Annotated in this window: 16 protein-coding genes; 7 read left to right on the top strand and 9 right to left on the bottom strand. The window is 66.0% G+C overall.

Going from position 1 to position 16,926, the window contains the following annotated elements:
• Positions 1-7 precede the first annotated feature (7 nt).
• The gene (locus L1O03_RS11505) at positions 8-130 is read left to right on the top strand and encodes a hypothetical protein (RefSeq protein WP_268913829.1); all 123 of its coding nucleotides are present in this window, start codon (positions 8-10) and stop codon (positions 128-130) included.
• A 10-nt stretch (positions 131-140) separates the two neighbouring features.
• On the opposite strand, the gene L1O03_RS03845 is transcribed toward L1O03_RS11505, so the two are convergent.
• Genes L1O03_RS03845 through L1O03_RS03835 form a run of 3 tightly spaced genes read right to left on the bottom strand, consistent with a single transcriptional unit; the run spans position 141 to position 1,434 of the window.
• Positions 141-542 (bottom strand): RNA-binding S4 domain-containing protein, encoded by a 402-nt coding sequence (locus L1O03_RS03845; protein WP_236118124.1) that lies wholly within the window; start codon positions 540-542, stop codon positions 141-143.
• A complete protein-coding gene (locus L1O03_RS03840) occupies positions 543-770 on the bottom strand; it encodes a hypothetical protein (protein WP_236118123.1) in 228 nt (75 codons plus the stop codon).
• Between the two features lie 10 nt (positions 771-780).
• Positions 781-1,434 (bottom strand): YigZ family protein, encoded by a 654-nt coding sequence (locus L1O03_RS03835; RefSeq protein WP_236118122.1) that lies wholly within the window; start codon positions 1,432-1,434, stop codon positions 781-783.
• 236 nt (positions 1,435-1,670) lie between these two features.
• Between L1O03_RS03835 and L1O03_RS03830 the strand changes: the two genes are divergently transcribed.
• Positions 1,671-2,195 (top strand): hypothetical protein, encoded by a 525-nt coding sequence (locus tag L1O03_RS03830; protein ID WP_236118121.1) that lies wholly within the window; start codon positions 1,671-1,673, stop codon positions 2,193-2,195.
• 137 nt (positions 2,196-2,332) lie between these two features.
• Positions 2,333-4,090, top strand: a complete 1,758-nt coding sequence (treZ, locus tag L1O03_RS03825) for a malto-oligosyltrehalose trehalohydrolase (RefSeq protein ID WP_420830286.1) — start codon at positions 2,333-2,335, stop codon at positions 4,088-4,090.
• Here treZ and ilvA read toward each other — a convergent pair.
• Complete coding sequence (ilvA, locus tag L1O03_RS03820; protein WP_236118120.1) at positions 4,087-5,388, bottom strand: threonine ammonia-lyase IlvA; 1,302 nt, start codon at positions 5,386-5,388, stop codon at positions 4,087-4,089. The two genes, treZ and ilvA, sit on opposite strands and share 4 nt — an antisense overlap.
• 190 nt (positions 5,389-5,578) lie before the next feature.
• Between ilvA and L1O03_RS03815 the strand changes: the two genes are divergently transcribed.
• Complete coding sequence (locus tag L1O03_RS03815) at positions 5,579-6,256, top strand: YoaK family protein (protein ID WP_236118119.1); 678 nt, start codon at positions 5,579-5,581, stop codon at positions 6,254-6,256.
• Positions 6,257-6,287: 31 nt separating this feature from the next.
• On the opposite strand, the gene L1O03_RS03810 is transcribed toward L1O03_RS03815, so the two are convergent.
• Together L1O03_RS03810 and dnaE are read right to left on the bottom strand one after the other, a co-directional pair.
• Positions 6,288-7,493 (bottom strand): cobalamin-independent methionine synthase II family protein, encoded by a 1,206-nt coding sequence (locus L1O03_RS03810; RefSeq protein WP_236118118.1) that lies wholly within the window; start codon positions 7,491-7,493, stop codon positions 6,288-6,290.
• A 107-nt stretch (positions 7,494-7,600) separates the two neighbouring features.
• Positions 7,601-11,164, bottom strand: coding sequence for a DNA polymerase III subunit alpha (gene dnaE, locus L1O03_RS03805; RefSeq protein ID WP_236118117.1), 3,564 nt, complete (start codon positions 11,162-11,164; stop codon positions 7,601-7,603).
• Between the two features lie 116 nt (positions 11,165-11,280).
• Between dnaE and rarD the strand changes: the two genes are divergently transcribed.
• Entirely contained in the window at positions 11,281-12,186 is a 906-nt protein-coding gene (gene rarD, locus L1O03_RS03800) for an EamA family transporter RarD (protein WP_236118116.1), read from the top strand.
• Here the strand turns inward: rarD and L1O03_RS03795 are convergent.
• Genes L1O03_RS03795 through lspA form a run of 3 tightly spaced genes read right to left on the bottom strand, consistent with a single transcriptional unit; the run spans position 12,098 to position 14,122 of the window.
• Positions 12,098-12,697 carry a hypothetical protein gene (locus tag L1O03_RS03795; RefSeq protein ID WP_236118115.1) on the bottom strand — a complete coding sequence of 200 codons (600 nt, stop codon included), beginning with the start codon at positions 12,695-12,697 and terminating at the stop codon, positions 12,098-12,100. The genes rarD and L1O03_RS03795 overlap by 89 nt on opposite strands.
• Positions 12,694-13,620 (bottom strand): RluA family pseudouridine synthase, encoded by a 927-nt coding sequence (locus L1O03_RS03790; RefSeq protein ID WP_236118114.1) that lies wholly within the window; start codon positions 13,618-13,620, stop codon positions 12,694-12,696. The genes L1O03_RS03795 and L1O03_RS03790 overlap by 4 nt, the downstream gene beginning before the upstream one ends.
• Entirely contained in the window at positions 13,610-14,122 is a 513-nt protein-coding gene (gene lspA, locus L1O03_RS03785) for a signal peptidase II (protein WP_236118498.1), read from the bottom strand. Before lspA ends, L1O03_RS03790 begins: the two co-directional genes overlap by 11 nt.
• 147 nt (positions 14,123-14,269) lie before the next feature.
• Here lspA and L1O03_RS03780 point away from each other — a divergent pair, with 147 nt between their 5' ends.
• Together L1O03_RS03780 and L1O03_RS03775 are read left to right on the top strand one after the other, a co-directional pair.
• Positions 14,270-15,253 carry a hypothetical protein gene (locus L1O03_RS03780; protein WP_236118113.1) on the top strand — a complete coding sequence of 328 codons (984 nt, stop codon included), beginning with the start codon at positions 14,270-14,272 and terminating at the stop codon, positions 15,251-15,253.
• Between the two features lie 37 nt (positions 15,254-15,290).
• Positions 15,291-16,919 (top strand): ABC-F family ATP-binding cassette domain-containing protein, encoded by a 1,629-nt coding sequence (locus L1O03_RS03775; protein ID WP_236118112.1) that lies wholly within the window; start codon positions 15,291-15,293, stop codon positions 16,917-16,919.
• Positions 16,920-16,926: the final 7 nt, after the last annotated feature.

Here is a 16,926-nt window from a genome sequence, read left to right as displayed (position 1 = left end):
GACCGCTATGAGTTCCATCACTGATTTCCCCGTCCTTGCCGATGCCGTCGCCACCTGGGCCCTCGCCCTCGCGGATTGGCTCCGCCCCTATGGCATCAACTTCCCGCCCCCGGACTGGGGTTTCCACTAGAGCCCGAGGCCTAGGAGCTCCGGTAGCCGCGCAGGCGATCGAGCTCCCGCCGCTCGCGCTTGGTGGGCCGCCCTGATCCCCGGTCTCGCACCGGCACGGCGGCGAAGAGCTCCTTCGGCGGCGGGGGTGGCGTGTGATCGACATAGCACGTGCGCGCCACCGGGGCTCCGACGCGTTTGCGTGGTGTGGACACCACTTCCACATCCACCTCCCGGTGGTTCGCCCACACGCGCACGCGATCACCGGGAACAACGAGCTGGGCTGGCTTCACGGACTCGCCATTCACCTTCACGTGCCCGGCGCGGCAGGCCTGGGCGGCAGCGGTCCGTGTTTTGAGGAGGCGAACGGCCCACACCCAGGCGTCGACGCGGACCGGTGCCTGCTGCGCGTTCTCGTTCACATTCTCCCCCATCTAGTCCTTGTGGTTAATGATGCGGCTGATCTTCTGCCAGTTGCGCACACCGCCCACGACGGCGACGGCAAAGCCCAGCCAGAAAATCAGCCAGCTGCTGAAGACGAGGCCCAGCACAATGCCGCCTCCCAGCCCCGCGCCCACACGGATAGCACCCGACTTGCTATAGCGACGCACAGCAGCTTTACGCCGCTCAATGGGATTGGTGGGATATTTTTCTAGACTCATGGGGACAATCTTAGCGATGCTCTCCCTCAGCCAGGGGATGCTCCACCCATTCCTCCCCTGCCCCGCGCAGCTCCCCCTCCCCTTGAGTGATGCTCGCGACGAGAGCCTGAAGCCCCTCGATCTCCTTCTCGGGGCTCGCGAGCGTCAGGGTGACATGGGCGCCATAGGTCGTCTCCGCGATGGAGACGCCACGGCCACGAAGCTCAGCCTCCACCTTCCCCGCTTCGCTGTGCGCTAAGTCCAATGCCAGGAGTGTCTGAATGCTCCGGCGCACCCGCGGGACGAGTTCAAGTCCGAGTTCCACCGAGTGCGAATAGGCTTTGACGAGCCCGCCCGTTCCCAGCTTGATTCCGCCAAAATAACGGACCACCACGGCGAGAATATTCTCCATTCCAGATCCGCGCAGGACGTCGAGCATCGGGCGGCCGGCCGTTCCCGCCGGCTCGCCGTCGTCGGAGGAATGCTCCCGGGGCTGGGCCCCCTCGGTGTGAATGATGAAGGCGTGGCAGTGGTGCCGCGCATCGGGGAATTGGGAGCGAACCAGCTCAATCGTGTCCCGGGCCTCATCTTCCGAATCCACCCGAGCGATGACGGTAATGAATCGTGAGCGCTGGATTTCCCAGGAGCACTGGTCGCTGAAGCCTTCCGCGGGACAGACGTACATGGGTTGTCATTATAGAGGCGCTGGAATGGGGCGGATCCCCACCACGACAAGTGGCCCAGATCACGCCGGAAAGCTGTAACGCTTTTTGCCTGTAATTAGATAGTCGAAAATCAAACACTACAGTCAATTTATAACACCCCCATTTCACCCCCCTAATTTCTTCCTTTTTGGGCAATAATCCACTCTCTTTTACTGGAAATAATAACTCCCTCAGAGGAAGAAGGAGCAGGTCCGTCGTGACGCAGCCCCCCAACGAATCCACCTCCCCCCAGCAGCCTGAGCCCCAGCCGCAGCAGCCGCAGCAGCCGCAGCCTCAGATCCAATATGTCCAGGCCCCGAAGAAGCCCTGGTATCAGCGGGTCGGCTGCCTCGTAAGCATCGGGATCGTCGTCGTCCTCATTCTCCTGCTTGGAGGGTGCATGGCGATGGTCGGTAAAGTCAGCGAGGAGGTGGACAAAAACCTCAATGCCGAGCACACCATCACCTATGCCGTGACGGGCGATGCGCAGGATGGGACCGTCACGTACACCGTGGGTGACGGGGACATCACACAGGAGTCCGGTGTCGCTGCCGGCTGGACGAAGGATGTCACCGTCAAGGGGATTCTTGGCGCGAACTTCACCGTCACGAATGGCGTGTTCGACGAAGGCACCATCACCTGCCAGATCCTCAAAGATGGCACGGTCCTCAATGAGAACACCGCCTCCGGCGCAGGGACCTCAGCGACGTGCAGCATCACCTCGGATGATCTGAAGAAGTAGCACGGATCAGCGCCCCGTGGTGCCCCGCCGCACCCCGCCTCGTATCCCACCCCGACGCCCTCCCGGCGCCGGGGTGGTGCCGTGTGGGCGCCCGTCTCCCCTGCTGCTCCTGGAAACTTCCCGGGTGCTCTCCTACCGTGGACATCATGACTGAGCAGACATGTATTGCCGTGTGGGCGCCGCGCCCTGAGCGCGTCGATCTCATCACCGAGAGCGAGGACGGCCAGCGCAGCACGCACCCCATGCGCCGCGATGGACAGTGGTGGCGCTCCGACGTGCCGGCCACGCCGGGGCTGCGGTATGGCTTCCAGATCGACGGCGACATCATCGCGCCGGACCCTCGCACCCAGGCCCTGCCCGACGGGCCGCATGGGCTCGGCCAGGTGATTGACCAGGACTTCCCCTGGACTGACGAGCAGTGGACCGGGCGCGCCTTCCCGGGCACCATCCTCTACGAGGCGCACGTCGGCACGATGAGCCCGGAGGGGACCTTCGACGGCCTGATCAGCAAGCTCGATCACCTCGTCTCCCTGGGGGTCAACGCGCTGGAGCTCATGCCCATTCAGCCCTTCGGCGGGACGCGCAACTGGGGTTATGACGGGGTGAGCTGGCACGCCGTCCACGAGGGCTATGGGGGACCGGACGGGCTGCGCCGGCTCGTCGACGCCGCCCACGGGAAGGGGCTGGCCGTGTACCTCGATGTGGTGTACAACCACTTTGGCCCAGACGGCAACTACACGGGCCTCTTCGGCCCCTACACGAGCGAGGGCTCCGCCACCGGCTGGGGCGAGGTGGTAAACATCTCCGGCCCGGATTCCGATGAGGTGCGCTCCTACATCTGCGATGCCGTGCGCCAGTGGCTGGAGGTCTACCACATCGATGGCCTGCGGCTCGACGCCGTCCACGCCTACGACGACACCGGCGCGTATTCCATCATGGAGGACATCGAGGCCGTCGCGGAGGAGGTGGGCGCCCGCACGGGGGTGCCGCGCTCGATCGTCGCGGAGTCCGACCTCAACGATCCCCGCCTCATCACCAGCGCGGAGGCGGGCGGCTATGGCCTCGCCGCCCAGTGGACCGACGACATCCACCACGCCCTGCACACGCTCGTCTCCGGGGAGCAGCACGCCTACTACGAGGACTTCGGGTCGCTCGAGCACCTGCTCCTCACGCTGCGCAGCGCCTACCGCTTCCAGCGGAGCTACTCCGCCTTCCGCCGCCGCATCCACGGCCGCCCGGTGGACATCCGCCGCATCCCGGCGCACCGCTTCGTCACGTACACAACCACCCACGACCAGACGGGGAACCGCGCGCGCGGCGACCGCCCCTCGATGAACCTCAGCCCCGCCCAGCAGGTGCTGAAGGCGGCGGTGATCCTCAGCTCCCCCTTCACCCCCATGCTCTTCATGGGCGAGGAATTCGGCGCGCAGACCCCCTTCCCCTTCTTCTGCTCCCACACGGACGAGGAGCTCAATCGGCTCACCCGCGAGGGCCGCTACCGCGAATTCGCCCGCTCCGGCTGGGACGAGTCCACCGTCCCCGACCCCTCCGCCGAGGACACCTTCCGCTCTGCCGTCCTCGACTGGTCCTGGGACTCCGAGCAGCAGAGCATTCACGACGCTTACCGCACGCTCCTCCACCTCCGCGGGAAGCTTCAGCTCGCCCGGCCGTGGCTGACAGAGTTCGACGTCGACGGCGGCGATGACCACCATCGCTGGGTGAGCTTCGGGTACGAGGACGTCCGGCTCATCGCCAACCTCAGCGACTCCCCCATCGAGGTCCCCTATGGCGGCCACCTCGCATACACCTTCACGAGCCCGGAGGTCCGCGAGGAGAACACCACACTCGATGCCTGGGGCTTCGCCCTGCTCACCGAGCCACGCCGCGCCGCCTAGGTGAGGAACTCATACTCGGGCGTGCCGGGCTTCAGGTGGCGACACGAGATGCGGGAGGCATCCATGCGCTGGAGGAGGGCGTCGAAATCAGAAGCCGAGCCCAGCTGAAGGCCGACCAGCGCCGTCCCGGTCTCGCGGTTGTTGCGCTTGAGGTATTCGAAGAGCGTGACGTCATCGTTGGGACCCAGGATGTCTTCGAGGAAGGAGCGCAGCTGCCCAGGCTCCTGGGGGAAGTCCACCAGGAAGTAGTGCTTGAGCCCACGGTGTACGAGGGAGCGCTCCACGATCTCGGCGTAGCGCAGCACGTCATTGTTGCCCCCAGAGATAATGCACACGACGACCTCGCCGGGGCTCAGCGGCAACTCGTGCAGCGCAGTGACCGACAGCGCCCCGGCCGGCTCCGTGATGATGCCCTCATTCTGGTAAAGGTCCAGCATCTCTGTGCACACTGCGCCCTCGGACACGTCGAGGATGTGGAGGCGGCCCTGGTTCCGCTCGACGATGTCGTAGGTGAGGTCCCCGATCCGCTTGACCGATGCGCCATCGACGAAGGTGTCGACAGTGTCCAGAGTCAGCGGGCCACCGTTTTTGAGGGCCGCCTGAAGGCTCGCTGCACCACTGGGCTCGACGCCCACGACCGCCGTCCGCGGCGACATGTCCGCCACATACGAGACAACACCGCTCAGCAGGCCTGCCCCGCCGACCGGCACGACGATCGTGTCCGCTGACTTTCCTTGGGAGGTGAGCTGGGAGATGATCTCGGCAGCCACAGTCCCCTGACCGACGATCGTGTCCCGGGCGTCAAAGGGCTCCACAACCGTCGCCCCCGTCCGCTCTGCATCGTCCTGTGCGGCGGCGGCCGCCTCGGTGAAGCTCGCTCCGGTGACGACGAGCGTGACAAAGTCCCCGCCGTGGACCTTGATCCGGTCCCGCTTCTGCTTGGGCGTTTTATCTGGCACGTAGATACGCCCCTCAATCCCCAGGGTGCGGCACGCGTAGGCCACTCCTTGAGCATGGTTTCCGGCCGAGGCTGCGACGATACCTTTCGCCCGCTGTTCCTCGCTGAGCTGGCTGATCGCGTTGTAGGCGCCGCGGATCTTGTAGGAGCGAACGTCCTGGAGGTCCTCCCGCTTGAGGTAGATCTCCGCGCCCGTGACGTCGCTAAGGCGCGGGCAGTACTGGAGCGGGGTCTGCGCAATCACACTGGAAATTCGGGCCTGAGCCTGCTGGATGTCCGAGGCATGAACGGTACTCATGTCGGGGCCGGAGGAATGTCCAGGTGAATGCAAGTCTGTCATGCTCTCACAGTGTACTCAGGGTGTCATCGGCCACTATCCACGGCCTCTTCACCGGGAAATACCTGTCACCGATTCGCTTTTGGACCCACAACCTGCTATGAATAGATCACAGAGCATATCTGCTCGTACCAACCAATTGCCCTTACCCACCCTCCTCTTCTGGGAAAGACTCAAGAAAGACTTTCACCCCATGCTTGACTATCGCTTGGGGGAGCGGCTCTTGGCGTGGTACCTCTCCTCCATCACTGGCTTCATCGACGCCATCGGTTTCATCTACCTCGGCGGCTTCTTCCTCTCCTTCATGTCCGGCAACACCACCCGGATGACCGCCTCCGCCTCAGAGGGGCTGTGGGACATGACGGGGAAGGGCGCCGGACTCATGGGACTCTTCCTCCTCGGCGTCATGCTCGGCGCGATGATTCAGCGCGAATCTGCCCGGCGCCTCGCCTATGGCCGCCCCCGCGAGGTGCTTCTGGTGTTTGTTTCCCTCACGAGTATCCTCTCGGCCACACTCGTCACACTCGGGTTGTCCACCCCCGGCGTGCTCACGCTCTCCTTCGTCGTCGGCGCGATGAACAGCATCTTTGAAAAGAACGGCGAGGTGGCGATCTCCCTCACCTACGCCACCGGCACCCTCGTCAAGATGGCGCAACGCTTCGTCGGTGCCCTGTACGGGGAGGGGCATCGCGAATGGACCCACCACCTCCTGTTGTGGCTCTCACTCGCCTGCGGCTCGATCCTGGGCGGCTTGTGCTACATGCACCTCCAATTGCACGCGATCTGGGTGGTAGCCACCGCCATCACGGGCGGGGCGACCGTCGCCATCGTCCTGCGAGAGCGACGCCGCCTCACCGGCCTGCACGTCTAACGTCCCCTCCCCCATGGGGACGACGCCAGCCCTAGAACAATTCCTTCGATGCGATCTCCGCACCCTCCACGAGGGACTCGAGCTTGGCCCACGCGATCTGGCCGTGCAGGCGGCCACCGAGGCCGCAGTCGGAGGAGGCGATGACGCGCTCCGGGCCGACGATCTCCGCGAACTGAATGATGCGATCCGCAACGAGCCGCGGGTGCTCGATGGCATTCATGGAGTGGGAGATGACTCCCGGGTAGATGACGGTCCCCTCCGGCAGCTCGTGGTCGCGCCACACCCGCCACTCGTGGGCGTGCCGCGGGGAGGCGCCCTCGAAGGAATAGCCTCCCACCTCACAGCGGAGGATTTCCTCGATGATGTCCTCGAAGGGTACGTCCGTGGAGTGCGGCCCGTGCCAGGAACCCCAGCAGATGTGAAGGCGCGTGAGCTCCTTGGGCAGCCCCTTGAGGGCCTCGTTGATGGCGTCGATGCGGATGCGGATCCAGGCGCGGTAGTCCTCGATGGAGGGCTCCGGGTTGATCTGGTCCCACGCCTCCGCGAGGTCCGGGGCGTCCAGCTGGACCGTGAGGCCGGCGTCGGTGATGGCCTTGTACTCGTGGTGCATGGCGGCGGCGCAGGCCCGGACGACGGCGGTGTCATCCCCGTAGTATTCGTCGGTCAGACGGGCGGCGGACCCAGGCGAGATCGCGGCGACGAAACCGTCGTTGACCTCGTACTTCTTCATCGCGTTGCGCAGCAGGTGGACGTCGGTCTCCACCTGCTCCTGGCCGATGTAGGTGATCTCCCCCGTGAACTTCGGGTTGCCCACCTGGGCGCGGCCGGTGAAGATGCCGGAGGTCGGGTCCTCGTAGGCCTCGCGGAAGCGGGCGCGGTCGCGGCGGTCGGGGAAGGAGGTGAGCTTGATGTTGCCCGGGGTGGAACGGACGACGGTCTGGTTGGCCCAGCGGTCCTCGTCCGTCATCGTGAGCCCGCCGAGGCGGGTGAAGACGTAATTCCACCAGGCGCCATAGTCGACGGACCCGGAGGTCACGTGGCCGTATTCGCCCTCGTTGATGATGTCGATGCCCAGGTCGATCTGGCGCTTGACGACCTCATCGACGGAGTGTTGGAGGATCTCAAAGAACTCTTCCTCGCCGATGTCCCCGGCGGAGCGCCGCACATTGGCGTCCAGTAGTTCCGGGGTTCGCGGAAGAGAGCCCACATGGGTTGTCCGGATTCGTTGAGTGCTCACGCTCATTCCCTTCGTCGATTAATCACACGGATCTAGACCGTGCTGTCCATCAGGGTACCGGGAGCGTTATTGAAATCCGCTTTCACTCAGTGATCTATCCGGCCTCTCTATCCGATGATCTCCTTCCCTAGATTGGCCTTGAGGTCGCCCATGAGGTTTCCGCCGCGGTGAACGCGCAGGTGCTCCCCCAGAATCATGACCTGGGAGCGCTCCCCGTTGACGAGGTTCAAGTAGACGTCGCTCTCCCCCGGGTTGCGCTGCAGGACCGCCTTGAGGGTGGCGATGGTGCGCGGACTGCACTGCTCTGTCCGGAGCGTGAGGCGTAGCGGCAGGCCGGCCCCGTTGCCCGGGCCCAAGTCGGGGATCTTCATGTCATCGCAGAAGAGGCTCGTGCGGTCATCGCGGATGGAGATGTGCGCCTTCGCGAGGATGATGTTGTCCTCCACGATCTGGTTGGACACCAGTGCGTACACCTTGTTGAAGACGAGCAACTCCACCTGGGCACCGTTGTGGTCTTCCACGGTGACAATCGCCCAGGGCGAGCCGTCCCGCTTGGAGAAGCGCCGATCCACACCCGAGATAATGCCGCCGATGGTCACCTCGGTCTTATCGCGCAGCTCCCCGGAGAGAATCGTGGTGAGCGGCGTGTCCGTCTGGGCGTCGAGGGCCTCCTCATAGCCGTCGAGCGGGTGACCGGAGACGTAGAGCCCCAGCATCTCTCGTTCGAGGGCGAGCTCGTGCTTGCGCTCCCACTTGTCCTCCGGCACGTCGATGCGGAAGGCATTGCTGGCCTCGGATTCCTCATCCCCGCCCAAGTCGGCGAAGAGATCGAACTGCCCCTTGTCCGCGGCCTTCTTGGTGGTGATGACGCTATCGACGGCGTCCTCATGAATGAGCTGCAGGCCCTTGCGGGAGTAGCCCAAGGAGTCGAAGGCGCCGGCCTTGATGAGGGACTCTGTCACGCGCTTGCTGCACGGCAGAGTGTCGATCTTGTCCAGGTAATCGGTGAAGGAGGTGAAGTTCCCCTTGGACTCCCGAGAGCGGATGATGGAATCCACGACGTCATCGCCCACGTTGCGGATGGCGCCCAGGCCGAAGCGGATGTCCTTGCCCACGGCCATGAAGTCGTGGCGGGACTCGTTGACATCCGGGGACAGCACGCGGATGCCCAGGTGACGGCAGTCCGAGAGGTAGATCGCGGACTTGTCCTTCTTATCCGCCACCGAGGTGAGCAGCGCGGCCATGTACTCGGCGGTGTAATGGGCCTTGAGGTAGGCGGTCCAGAAGGAGACCAACCCGTAGCCCGCGGCGTGCGACTTGTTGAACGCGTAGGAGGCGAAGGGGAGGATGGTATCCCACAGCGTCTTGATGGCGTCCTCGGAGTAGCCATTCTCCTTCATGCCGCCGGAGAACTTCTCATACTGCTGGGCCAGCACTTCCGGCTTCTTCTTACCCATGGCCTTACGGAAGCCATCGGCCTCGCCGGCCGTGTAGTTCGCGACCTTCTGCGAGATCCTCATGATCTGCTCCTGGTACACGATGAGGCCGTAGGTCTCGTCGAGGATGTCCTTGAGCGGCTCCTCGAGCTCCGGGTGGATGGGGGTGATGGGCTTGCGGCCATTCTTGCGGTCGGCATAGTCCCAGTGGGCGTTGACGCCCATCGGGCCCGGGCGGTAGAGGGCGAGAGACGCCACGATGTCATCGAATCCCGTCGGCTGCATGCGCTTGAGGAGCTCCTGCATACCGCCGCTATCGAGCTGGAAGACACCCAGCGTCTCGCCCCGGCCGAGGAGCTGGTAGGTCTCATCATCCTCGACGCTCAGCCCCTCGAGGTCCAGGTCCTCTCCCCTGTTCTGCTTGATGTTCTCCAGGGCGTCGCCAATCACGGTGAGGTTGCGAAGCCCCAGGAAGTCCATCTTCAGCAGGCCGATCGCCTCGCAGGCCGGGTAGTCCCAGCCGGTGATGATGGCGCCGTCGGCGGGCCGCTTCCACATGGGGATGTGGTCGAGCAACGGGACCGAGGCCATAATGACGGCGCAGGCGTGCACGCCCGCCTGGCGAACAACGCCTTCCAGGCCGCGGGCGGTCTCGTAGATTTTCGCGACGTCCGGGTCGGACTCGATGAGCGAGCGGACATTCGCGGCCTCGCCGTAGCGGGGGTGCTCGGGATCGGTGATGCCGGCGAGGGGGATGTCCTTCGCCATGATGGCCGGGGGCAGCTCCTTCGTGATGCGATCAGCGATCTGGTAGCCGGGCTGACCGTACTGCACGCGGGCGGAGTCCTTGATGGCCTGCTTGGTCTTCACGGTGCCGAAGGTGATGACCTGAGCGATCTTGTCCTCACCCCAGCGCTCCGCGGCATAGCGGATCATCTCGCCGCGGCGGCGATCATCGAAGTCGATATCGATATCCGGCGCGGAGGGGCGCTCGGGGTTGAGGAATCGCTCGAAGAGGAGGCCGTGGGAGAGCGGATCGATGTTGGTAATCGTCAGCGCATAGGCGACGAGCGCGCCGGCCGCGGAGCCACGGCCCGGCCCCACGCGGATACCGACGGAACGGGCGTGCTTGATGAGCTCGGCCACGATGAGGAAGTAGGACGGGTAGCCCTTCATGTCGATGACCTTGATCTCATACTCCGCCCGCTCGAGGTACTCCTGCGGGACCTCTCCGCCGGGGAAGCGCGCCTTGAGCCCCTCCATCACCTCGTGATGGAGCCAGCTGGTCGGGGTGTGCCCCTCCGGGACGTCGGCGATCGGCATGCGGTCCATCGGGTGGGACTCCCACATCTCCTCATAGGACTCCACCCGCTCCGCGATGGCCAGGGTGTTATCGCAGGCCTCGGGCACCAGGTCATCCCACATCTCCCGCATCTGCTCCGGGGTCTTGATGTAGTAGCCGGTGCCGTCGAACTTGAAGCGATCGGGGTCGCTCAGGGTCTTCCCCGTCTGGACGCAGAGCATGGCCTCGTGGGCTTTGGCCTGGGATTCCAGGACGTAGTGGCAGTCATTAGTGACGACGGGCGGGAGGTTGAGCTTCCGCCCGATCTCGAGCAGCTCGCTGCGGACCCGCTGCTCGATCGACAGCCCGTGGTCCATGAGCTCCAGGTAGTAGTTCTCCTTGCCATAAATGTCCTGCCACATGGCTGCGGCTTCCAGTGCTTTATCGAACTGGCCGAGCCGCAGGCGCGTCTGGACGTCCCCCGACGGGCATCCCGTCGTCGCAATAATCCCCTCGGCGCGCTCCGCGATGAGGTCGGCGTCCATGCGCGGCCACTTGCCGAGCTGCCCCTCATAGGAGGCCATCGAGGAGAGGTAGAAGAGGTTCTTCAGGCCCGTGGCATTGAGCGCGAGCATGGTTTGGTGCAGGTAGGAGCCCGAACCGGAGACGTCGTCCCCCTTCTGGTGGGGCTCGCCCCATCGCACGCGCTGCTTGTGGAAGCGGCTGGCCGGCGCGAGATAGGACTCAATGCCGATGATCGGCTTGATCCCCTCCGAGACCATCTTGCGGTAGAAGGCGTCGGACCCATACATGTTGCCGTGGTCAGTGATCCCCACGGCGGGCATGCCCTGGCGCTTGACCTCCTCCGCGAGCAGGTCGATCTTGGCCATGCCGTCGAGCATGGAGAACTCGGTGTGGTTGTGGAGGTGGACGAAGGACGACTTCTTGGCCATGCCGGTCAGTTTAGCGGCCACCCCGGACATGAAAGAACGCCCTGGGTACGGCCCCAGTGTTCCATCCTCAGGGCCGCAGGATTCGGGGGCTGCGCCGCTCCGGTAAGGTCCCAGCTGTGATCTACGGAATCTTGACGTATGCCCTCTGGGGCCTCTTCCCGGGATACTTCCCCCTCCTCGAGCCGGCCAGCCCCGTCGAGATTCTGTGCCATCGCATCCTCTGGGCGATGGTCATCATGGTCATCTACACGACGGTGCGCCGCCGCTGGGGCGAACTCCGCACCGCCGGGGCCGGCACCTGGCTGCGTATGGCGGCGGCGGGATTTCTCATCACGGCGAATTGGTTCGTCTATATCCTCGCGGTGAACTCGGGCAATGTAGCGGACGCCGCGCTCGGCTACTTCATTAATCCACTGGTCAGCGTGCTGCTGGGCATGATCGTCCTCGGGGAGAGGCTGCGCCGCCTGCAACTGCTCGCGGTCGCGACGGCGTGCGTCGGCGTCGCCTACCTCGCGATCATCGGGGGCCACCCGCCGTATATTTCCCTCGCGCTGGCGCTGAGCTTCGGTTTCTATGGGCTGCTGAAAAAGAAGGTGCACGTCTCCTCCGCGGGATCCCTCACCGCGGAGACGCTCGTCATTGCGCCGTGGGCGCTCATCGGCATCATCGTCAGCGGGGTGCAGGGCACGGCCACGTTCCTCACCCTCGGCGTGGGCCACGATCTGTTGTTGCTCTCCTCGGGCGTGGTCACCGCCGTGCCGCTCCTCCTCTTCGGGCTGGGAGCCAAGTCCCTCTCCCTGTCCACCATCGGCATGCTGCAGTACCTCACCCCCACCATGCAGCTGCTCTGGGCGGTCTTCATTACCCAGGAATCCATCAGCGCCGAGCGCTGGGTGGCCTTCGCATTCATCTGGGTGGCTGTGCTGCTCTACCTCACGGATGTGGTGCAGCATCGCCCCAGGAGGGCGGCCGCACGCCGAAGCGCCCCCACTGGGCATCCGACGGAAGAACCTCGACGCTAAGAACAGTTGGCTCCTCCGCCACCGCGCGGAGAACGGACGGACGATCCCACACGACCAGCCCGCTGATCGGCGCATCCTCGCCGCCCATCCCGACGCGCGCGAAGGTCTCCGCACGGCTCGTCCCCGCCACCGGCTCCGGCACCACGACGGGGGCTCCTCCCCCGCTGAGCACGGCGCTCACCCTCTGGATCGGGGCGCTCACGTCCCCGGCTGTCGCACCGCTCACGGGACGGTGGAACGTCACGAGCGCCCAGGATTCCTCCTCCGGCCAGCCCGCGAGGGCCTCCTCCAGGCTCTCCCCGGCGCGCTGCCCATAGGCCTCCGCGCTCTCCCCTTGGGCGGGCCCCAGGACGTCCCCGTTGGGAGGCATGGGCTTGGCTGTGCGATCGCTCCCGCTGAGCGCAAGTACGATCGCGAGGATCAGCACCAGCGCCCCCAGCAGCACGAGGACCGGAGGGCGACGCCACCAGGGCGCCGGGGCGGGCGTCGTCGCCTCGGGACGCTCGCTCATGCGCGCAGGACCTCGAGGGCGTGCTGAAGGTCCGCCGGGTAGGGGGCGTTGATTTCCATGTAGTGGCCGTCGGCGGGGTGGTGGAAGCCGAGGGTGGTGGCGTGGAGCCACTGGCGGATGAGGCCGAGCTTCTCGGAGAGCTCGGGGTCGGAGCCGTACATCGGGTCCCCGCAGCAGGGGTGGTGGATGGCGGACATGTGGACGCGGATCTGGTGGGTCCGGCCCGTCTCCAGGCGAACCTTGAGCAGCGTGGCCTCGGGGAATGCCTCGATGGTCTCGTAGTGAGTGACCGCGTGCTTGCCCTCGCTCGTCACGGCGAAGCGCCAGCCCGCCGAGGGGTGCCGCCCGATCGGCGCATCAATCGTCCCGGTGAAGGGATCCGGGTGCCCCTGGACCAGCGCGTGATAGGTCTTTGTCACCGTCCGATCCCGAAAGGCCTGCTTGAGGACGGAATAGGCCCGTTCGCTCGCGGCCACCACCATGACTCCCGAGGTGCCGACGTCGAGCCGCTGCACAATCCCCTTGCGCTCCGGCGGACCCGAGGTGGAAATGCGGAAGCCGGCGGCGGCCAGGCCGCCGACCACCGTCGGCCCATCCCAGCCGACGGTCGGGTGCGCGGCAACGCCTACGGGCTTGTTGATCGCGATGATGTCGGAATCCGAGTAGAGCACGTCCATGCCCTCCACGAGTTCCTCGCGCGGGGTGAGCGGGGCCTCGGCCTCCGGGAGGGTGACGTCGAGCCAGCCGCCCTCCACGAGCCGATCCGACTTCCCCACTTCCGCGTTATCGAGGAGGACGTCTCCCGCGGCGCACAACTCGGCGGCCTGGGTGCGGGAGATCCCCAGGAGCCGGGCGATTCCGGCGTCCGCGCGCATCCCGGCGAGCCCCTCAGGAACGGGCAGGGTTCGGCGGTCACGAGTCATGGCGATCCTCCTTCTCAACGTCCTTTTCTTCGCTGGGGGTCGGCGCGTGGGCCGCATCTCCGTGGCGGCGCTGCTCCGTCAGCGAGGCCACAAGAAAAAGGATAACGCCGCACGTAATAGCGGAATCCGCGACATTAAAAATGGCGAAACTCCCCACCGAGATGAAATCCACGACGTGCCCCACAAAGAAGGCCGGCGCCCGGCAGAGCCGATCCACAAGATTCCCCAGCGCACCCCCGGCGATGAGCGCGAGGGCCACCACCGTCCACGGGTCGCGCGTCCGGGGGATCACGACGGCAGCCAGGATGAGAAAGCCCAGCTGAATGCAGGTAAAGACCCAGGTCGCCCCCGTGCCAAAGGAGAATGCCGCCCCGGGGTTAAAAACGAGAAGGAAACGGAACCAGTCCCCGATCACCGGGAGGGCCACCCCGGGCTCAAGGTAGTGGAGGACGAGTGCCTTCGTCACCTGATCGATCACTGCGATAGCCAGCACAATCCCCACGGCAACGCCCAGGAGGCGCCGCCCGGAGGTCCGCCGGGGGTTGGGTGGAGAAGTAGCCGTCGAATCCGCAATCACGGCCTCTATCTTTCCGTAAGCGCCGCTCAAATATCCACTTTGGGGCGGGTTCATGCGGGTACATTAAGGAGTGTGCATTTTCCAGCAAAGTCTCGCCGTGCCCTAATCGCCTGCCTGCTCGCCACGATGAGCTGGACGGGACTGAGCGCCTGTGAGTCCACCCCGGCGCCCCCGCCCACGGAGCAGGCCGTCGGCATCCCCGTGGACGCCCCCAAGGTCACGCTTCTCGACGCCGGCCATGGGGAGAAGATCGCCCTGCGCTACCAGGACGTTGATGAGGACGCGCGCAGCCTCACCGCCGACGTCTCCCAGGGCTTTGACCAGCACGTTGTTCGCGCGGACCGGCTGGACCCCCATCCGCCCTCGGATCTCCACGCGGATACGGCTCGCCTCCCCCTTAACGTCGTCACCCACGCCCCGGCGGAGGGTGAGAAGGACAGTGCGCGCGCTGAGGCCACCCGCGCCGTCGAGGCCCGCCTCACCGGTGCCCCGCAGTCCTCGGAGGTGTCTCGCAACGAGGACCTCGCGGGCGCCGAGGGCTTCCGCTATGGCTGGCGCGCCCAGGACCAGGGACGCATCAGCGAGATCCAGGTGGCCGCGCCCCACGAGGCCTCCGAGGACGCCCGCGGCTACATCGAGTCCGCCTTCAAGACGCTCACCGCTTACCAGGTGGTTCTTCCCGACGAGCCCGTCGGCGAGGGCGCACAGTGGACGGTGGAGTCGCGCGTCGCCGCGGATAACTCCTACCTCCAGACCATCACGTACACCGTGACCTCCATCGCCTCGGACACCGTGACCCTCTCCGTCGACATCGAGCAGCGCCCCACCCTCGGCGCCCTCCAGGACGGGGAGCACACTCTCTCGGTTCTTGGCACCCAGACCTCCTCCACCGGCGAGCTCACCTTCGATCTTCACTCCGCGCTCCCCCGCTCGGGCTCCCTCAGCGCCACCACCCGGGTGGTCTACGGGGAGAAGGACTCCGACGTGCGCGTCGTCCAAGACCTCACGAGCTCGGTGCGCTACTCCCCCGCGCAGCAGGAGTCCGCGAAGAGCTAAGGTGCTCGCCCCTCATCTTTGAAAGGAGACGGTGCTCATGCCCAGCCCCCTCCACCTCCACGTCGATGGCGTGAGTTTCTCCTACCCCACCCACCGTGTCCTCACCGACATCTCCTTCAGCGTCCCCGCGGGGAAGGTCACCGGCCTCATCGGGGAGAATGGCTCGGGGAAGTCGACGCTCCTCTCCCTCCTCAGCGGCCGGCAGCGGCCCGACGTCGGGACCATCTACACCCCACCGGCCACGGGATTCATCGCCCAGGAGACCTCCCTGCCGCCCCGCGCCCCGGCGCGCGCCCTCATTGAGAAGTCGGTCGAGGAGCTGCGCGCCATTGAGCGCACCATTGAGGACCTGTCCGCCCGCCTCGACGACCCCCGCTGCGCCGAGCTCTTCGATCGCGCGCTCGCCCTCGCCGAGGAGGCGGGGGTGTGGGACCTCGACGCCCGCATCGCCACGGTGCTCGCCGGGCTGGGCTTGGGGGACGTTTCCCTCGACACCCCGCTGGGCGGCATGTCGGGCGGGCAGCGCCGGCGCTTTGCCCTGGCCACGCTCCTGCTGCGCCCCACGGACGCGATGATCCTCGACGAGCCCACCAACCACCTCGATGACGCCGGCGTCGACTTCCTCATCTCCGAGCTCAAGGCGAGCAGCGGCCCGGTCCTCGTCGCGAGCCATGACCGCTACTTCCTCGACGCCGTCGCCCACTCCCTCGTCGACCTCGATCCTGCGCTAAGCCCCGAGGGCGGCGACGGGGACCCGCTGCACCAGGGCACCGTCTATAGCGGCACCTTCTCCGAGTACCTCAAGGCCCGGGACGACGCCCGCCGCCGCTGGACAGATCGCTACAACGCGCAGGAGCAGGAGCGCGAGCGGCTGGAGTCACGCAGCCGCCAGACGGAGGAGGACATCTTCCACCACGACACCCCGAAGGCCGAGGGCGGCAAGGCGAAGAAGTTCTTCGCCGACCGCGCAGCGAAAACCCAGGGTAACCGGGTGCGCTCCGCCCGCAACCGCCTCGCGGCCCTCGAGCGCGAGGCCATCCCCGCCCCGCCCGAGCCCCTGCGCTTCCAGGGGATGCCGGACTCCCGGCTCACCTCCCTCGGCGAGCCCGTCGTCTGGGCCCGGGGGCTCGGCCTCCACGGCCGTCTCGCGCCGCTCTCGGTGAAGATCCAGCCCGGGGAGCACGTCCTGGTCGAGGGGCCAAACGGCGCCGGGAAGTCCACCTTCCTCAGCATTGTGGAGGGCAGCCTCGCCCCCGACCGGGGAGAGCTCCGCCTCGCCGAGGACATCTCCATCGCGCGCCTCCAGCAAGACGACTACTGGGAGGACGTGAGCCTCACCCCGCTGGACCTCGTCGGCGACATCATCGTCGACATGGGGCTTCTCACCCCGGCGCAGGCCTCCATGCCCCTCGATGACCTCTCCCTCGGCCAGCGACGACGGGTCTCCCTCGCGCAGATTCTGCGTAATCCCCCAGATCTTCTCCTCCTCGACGAGCCCACCAACCACATTTCCCTCGCGCTCGTCGAGGACCTCGAGCGCGCAGTGGACGCCTTCGAGGGCACCGTGCTGCTCGCCACCCACGATCGGTGGATGAGAAAAACTTGGCTGGAGCACCCGCGCACGCGGATACTCCAGCTCGAAGCGGAATCCCCCTCCCCCCGCTAGGGGCTTC

It is taken from the genome of Corynebacterium uropygiale (assembly GCF_021568315.1).
Taxonomy (GTDB): Bacteria; Actinomycetota; Actinomycetes; order Mycobacteriales; family Mycobacteriaceae; genus Corynebacterium; species Corynebacterium uropygiale.
Note: the sequence above shows the minus strand (reverse complement) of the source record. Positions and strands in the feature narration are given on the sequence as shown.

What these genes read in the sequence shown, in the direction of transcription:
- L1O03_RS03795 (WP_236118115.1), bottom strand. Translation starts at nt 12,697, where the DNA reads ATGAGCGAGCGTCCCGAGGCGACGACGCCCGCCCCGGCGCCCTGGTGG.
- L1O03_RS03840 (WP_236118123.1), bottom strand. Translation starts at nt 770, where the DNA reads ATGAGTCTAGAAAAATATCCCACCAATCCCATTGAGCGGCGTAAAGCT.
- L1O03_RS03845 (WP_236118124.1), bottom strand. Translation starts at nt 542, where the DNA reads ATGGGGGAGAATGTGAACGAGAACGCGCAGCAGGCACCGGTCCGCGTC.
- ilvA (WP_236118120.1), bottom strand. Translation starts at nt 5,388, where the DNA reads ATGACAGACTTGCATTCACCTGGACATTCCTCCGGCCCCGACATGAGT.
- L1O03_RS03790 (WP_236118114.1), bottom strand. Translation starts at nt 13,620, where the DNA reads ATGACTCGTGACCGCCGAACCCTGCCCGTTCCTGAGGGGCTCGCCGGG.
- L1O03_RS03775 (WP_236118112.1), top strand. Translation starts at nt 15,291, where the DNA reads ATGCCCAGCCCCCTCCACCTCCACGTCGATGGCGTGAGTTTCTCCTAC.
- L1O03_RS11505 (WP_268913829.1), top strand. Translation starts at nt 8, where the DNA reads ATGAGTTCCATCACTGATTTCCCCGTCCTTGCCGATGCCGTCGCCACC.
- L1O03_RS03815 (WP_236118119.1), top strand. Translation starts at nt 5,579, where the DNA reads ATGCTTGACTATCGCTTGGGGGAGCGGCTCTTGGCGTGGTACCTCTCC.
- dnaE (WP_236118117.1), bottom strand. Translation starts at nt 11,164, where the DNA reads ATGGCCAAGAAGTCGTCCTTCGTCCACCTCCACAACCACACCGAGTTC.
- L1O03_RS03835 (WP_236118122.1), bottom strand. Translation starts at nt 1,434, where the DNA reads ATGTACGTCTGTCCCGCGGAAGGCTTCAGCGACCAGTGCTCCTGGGAA.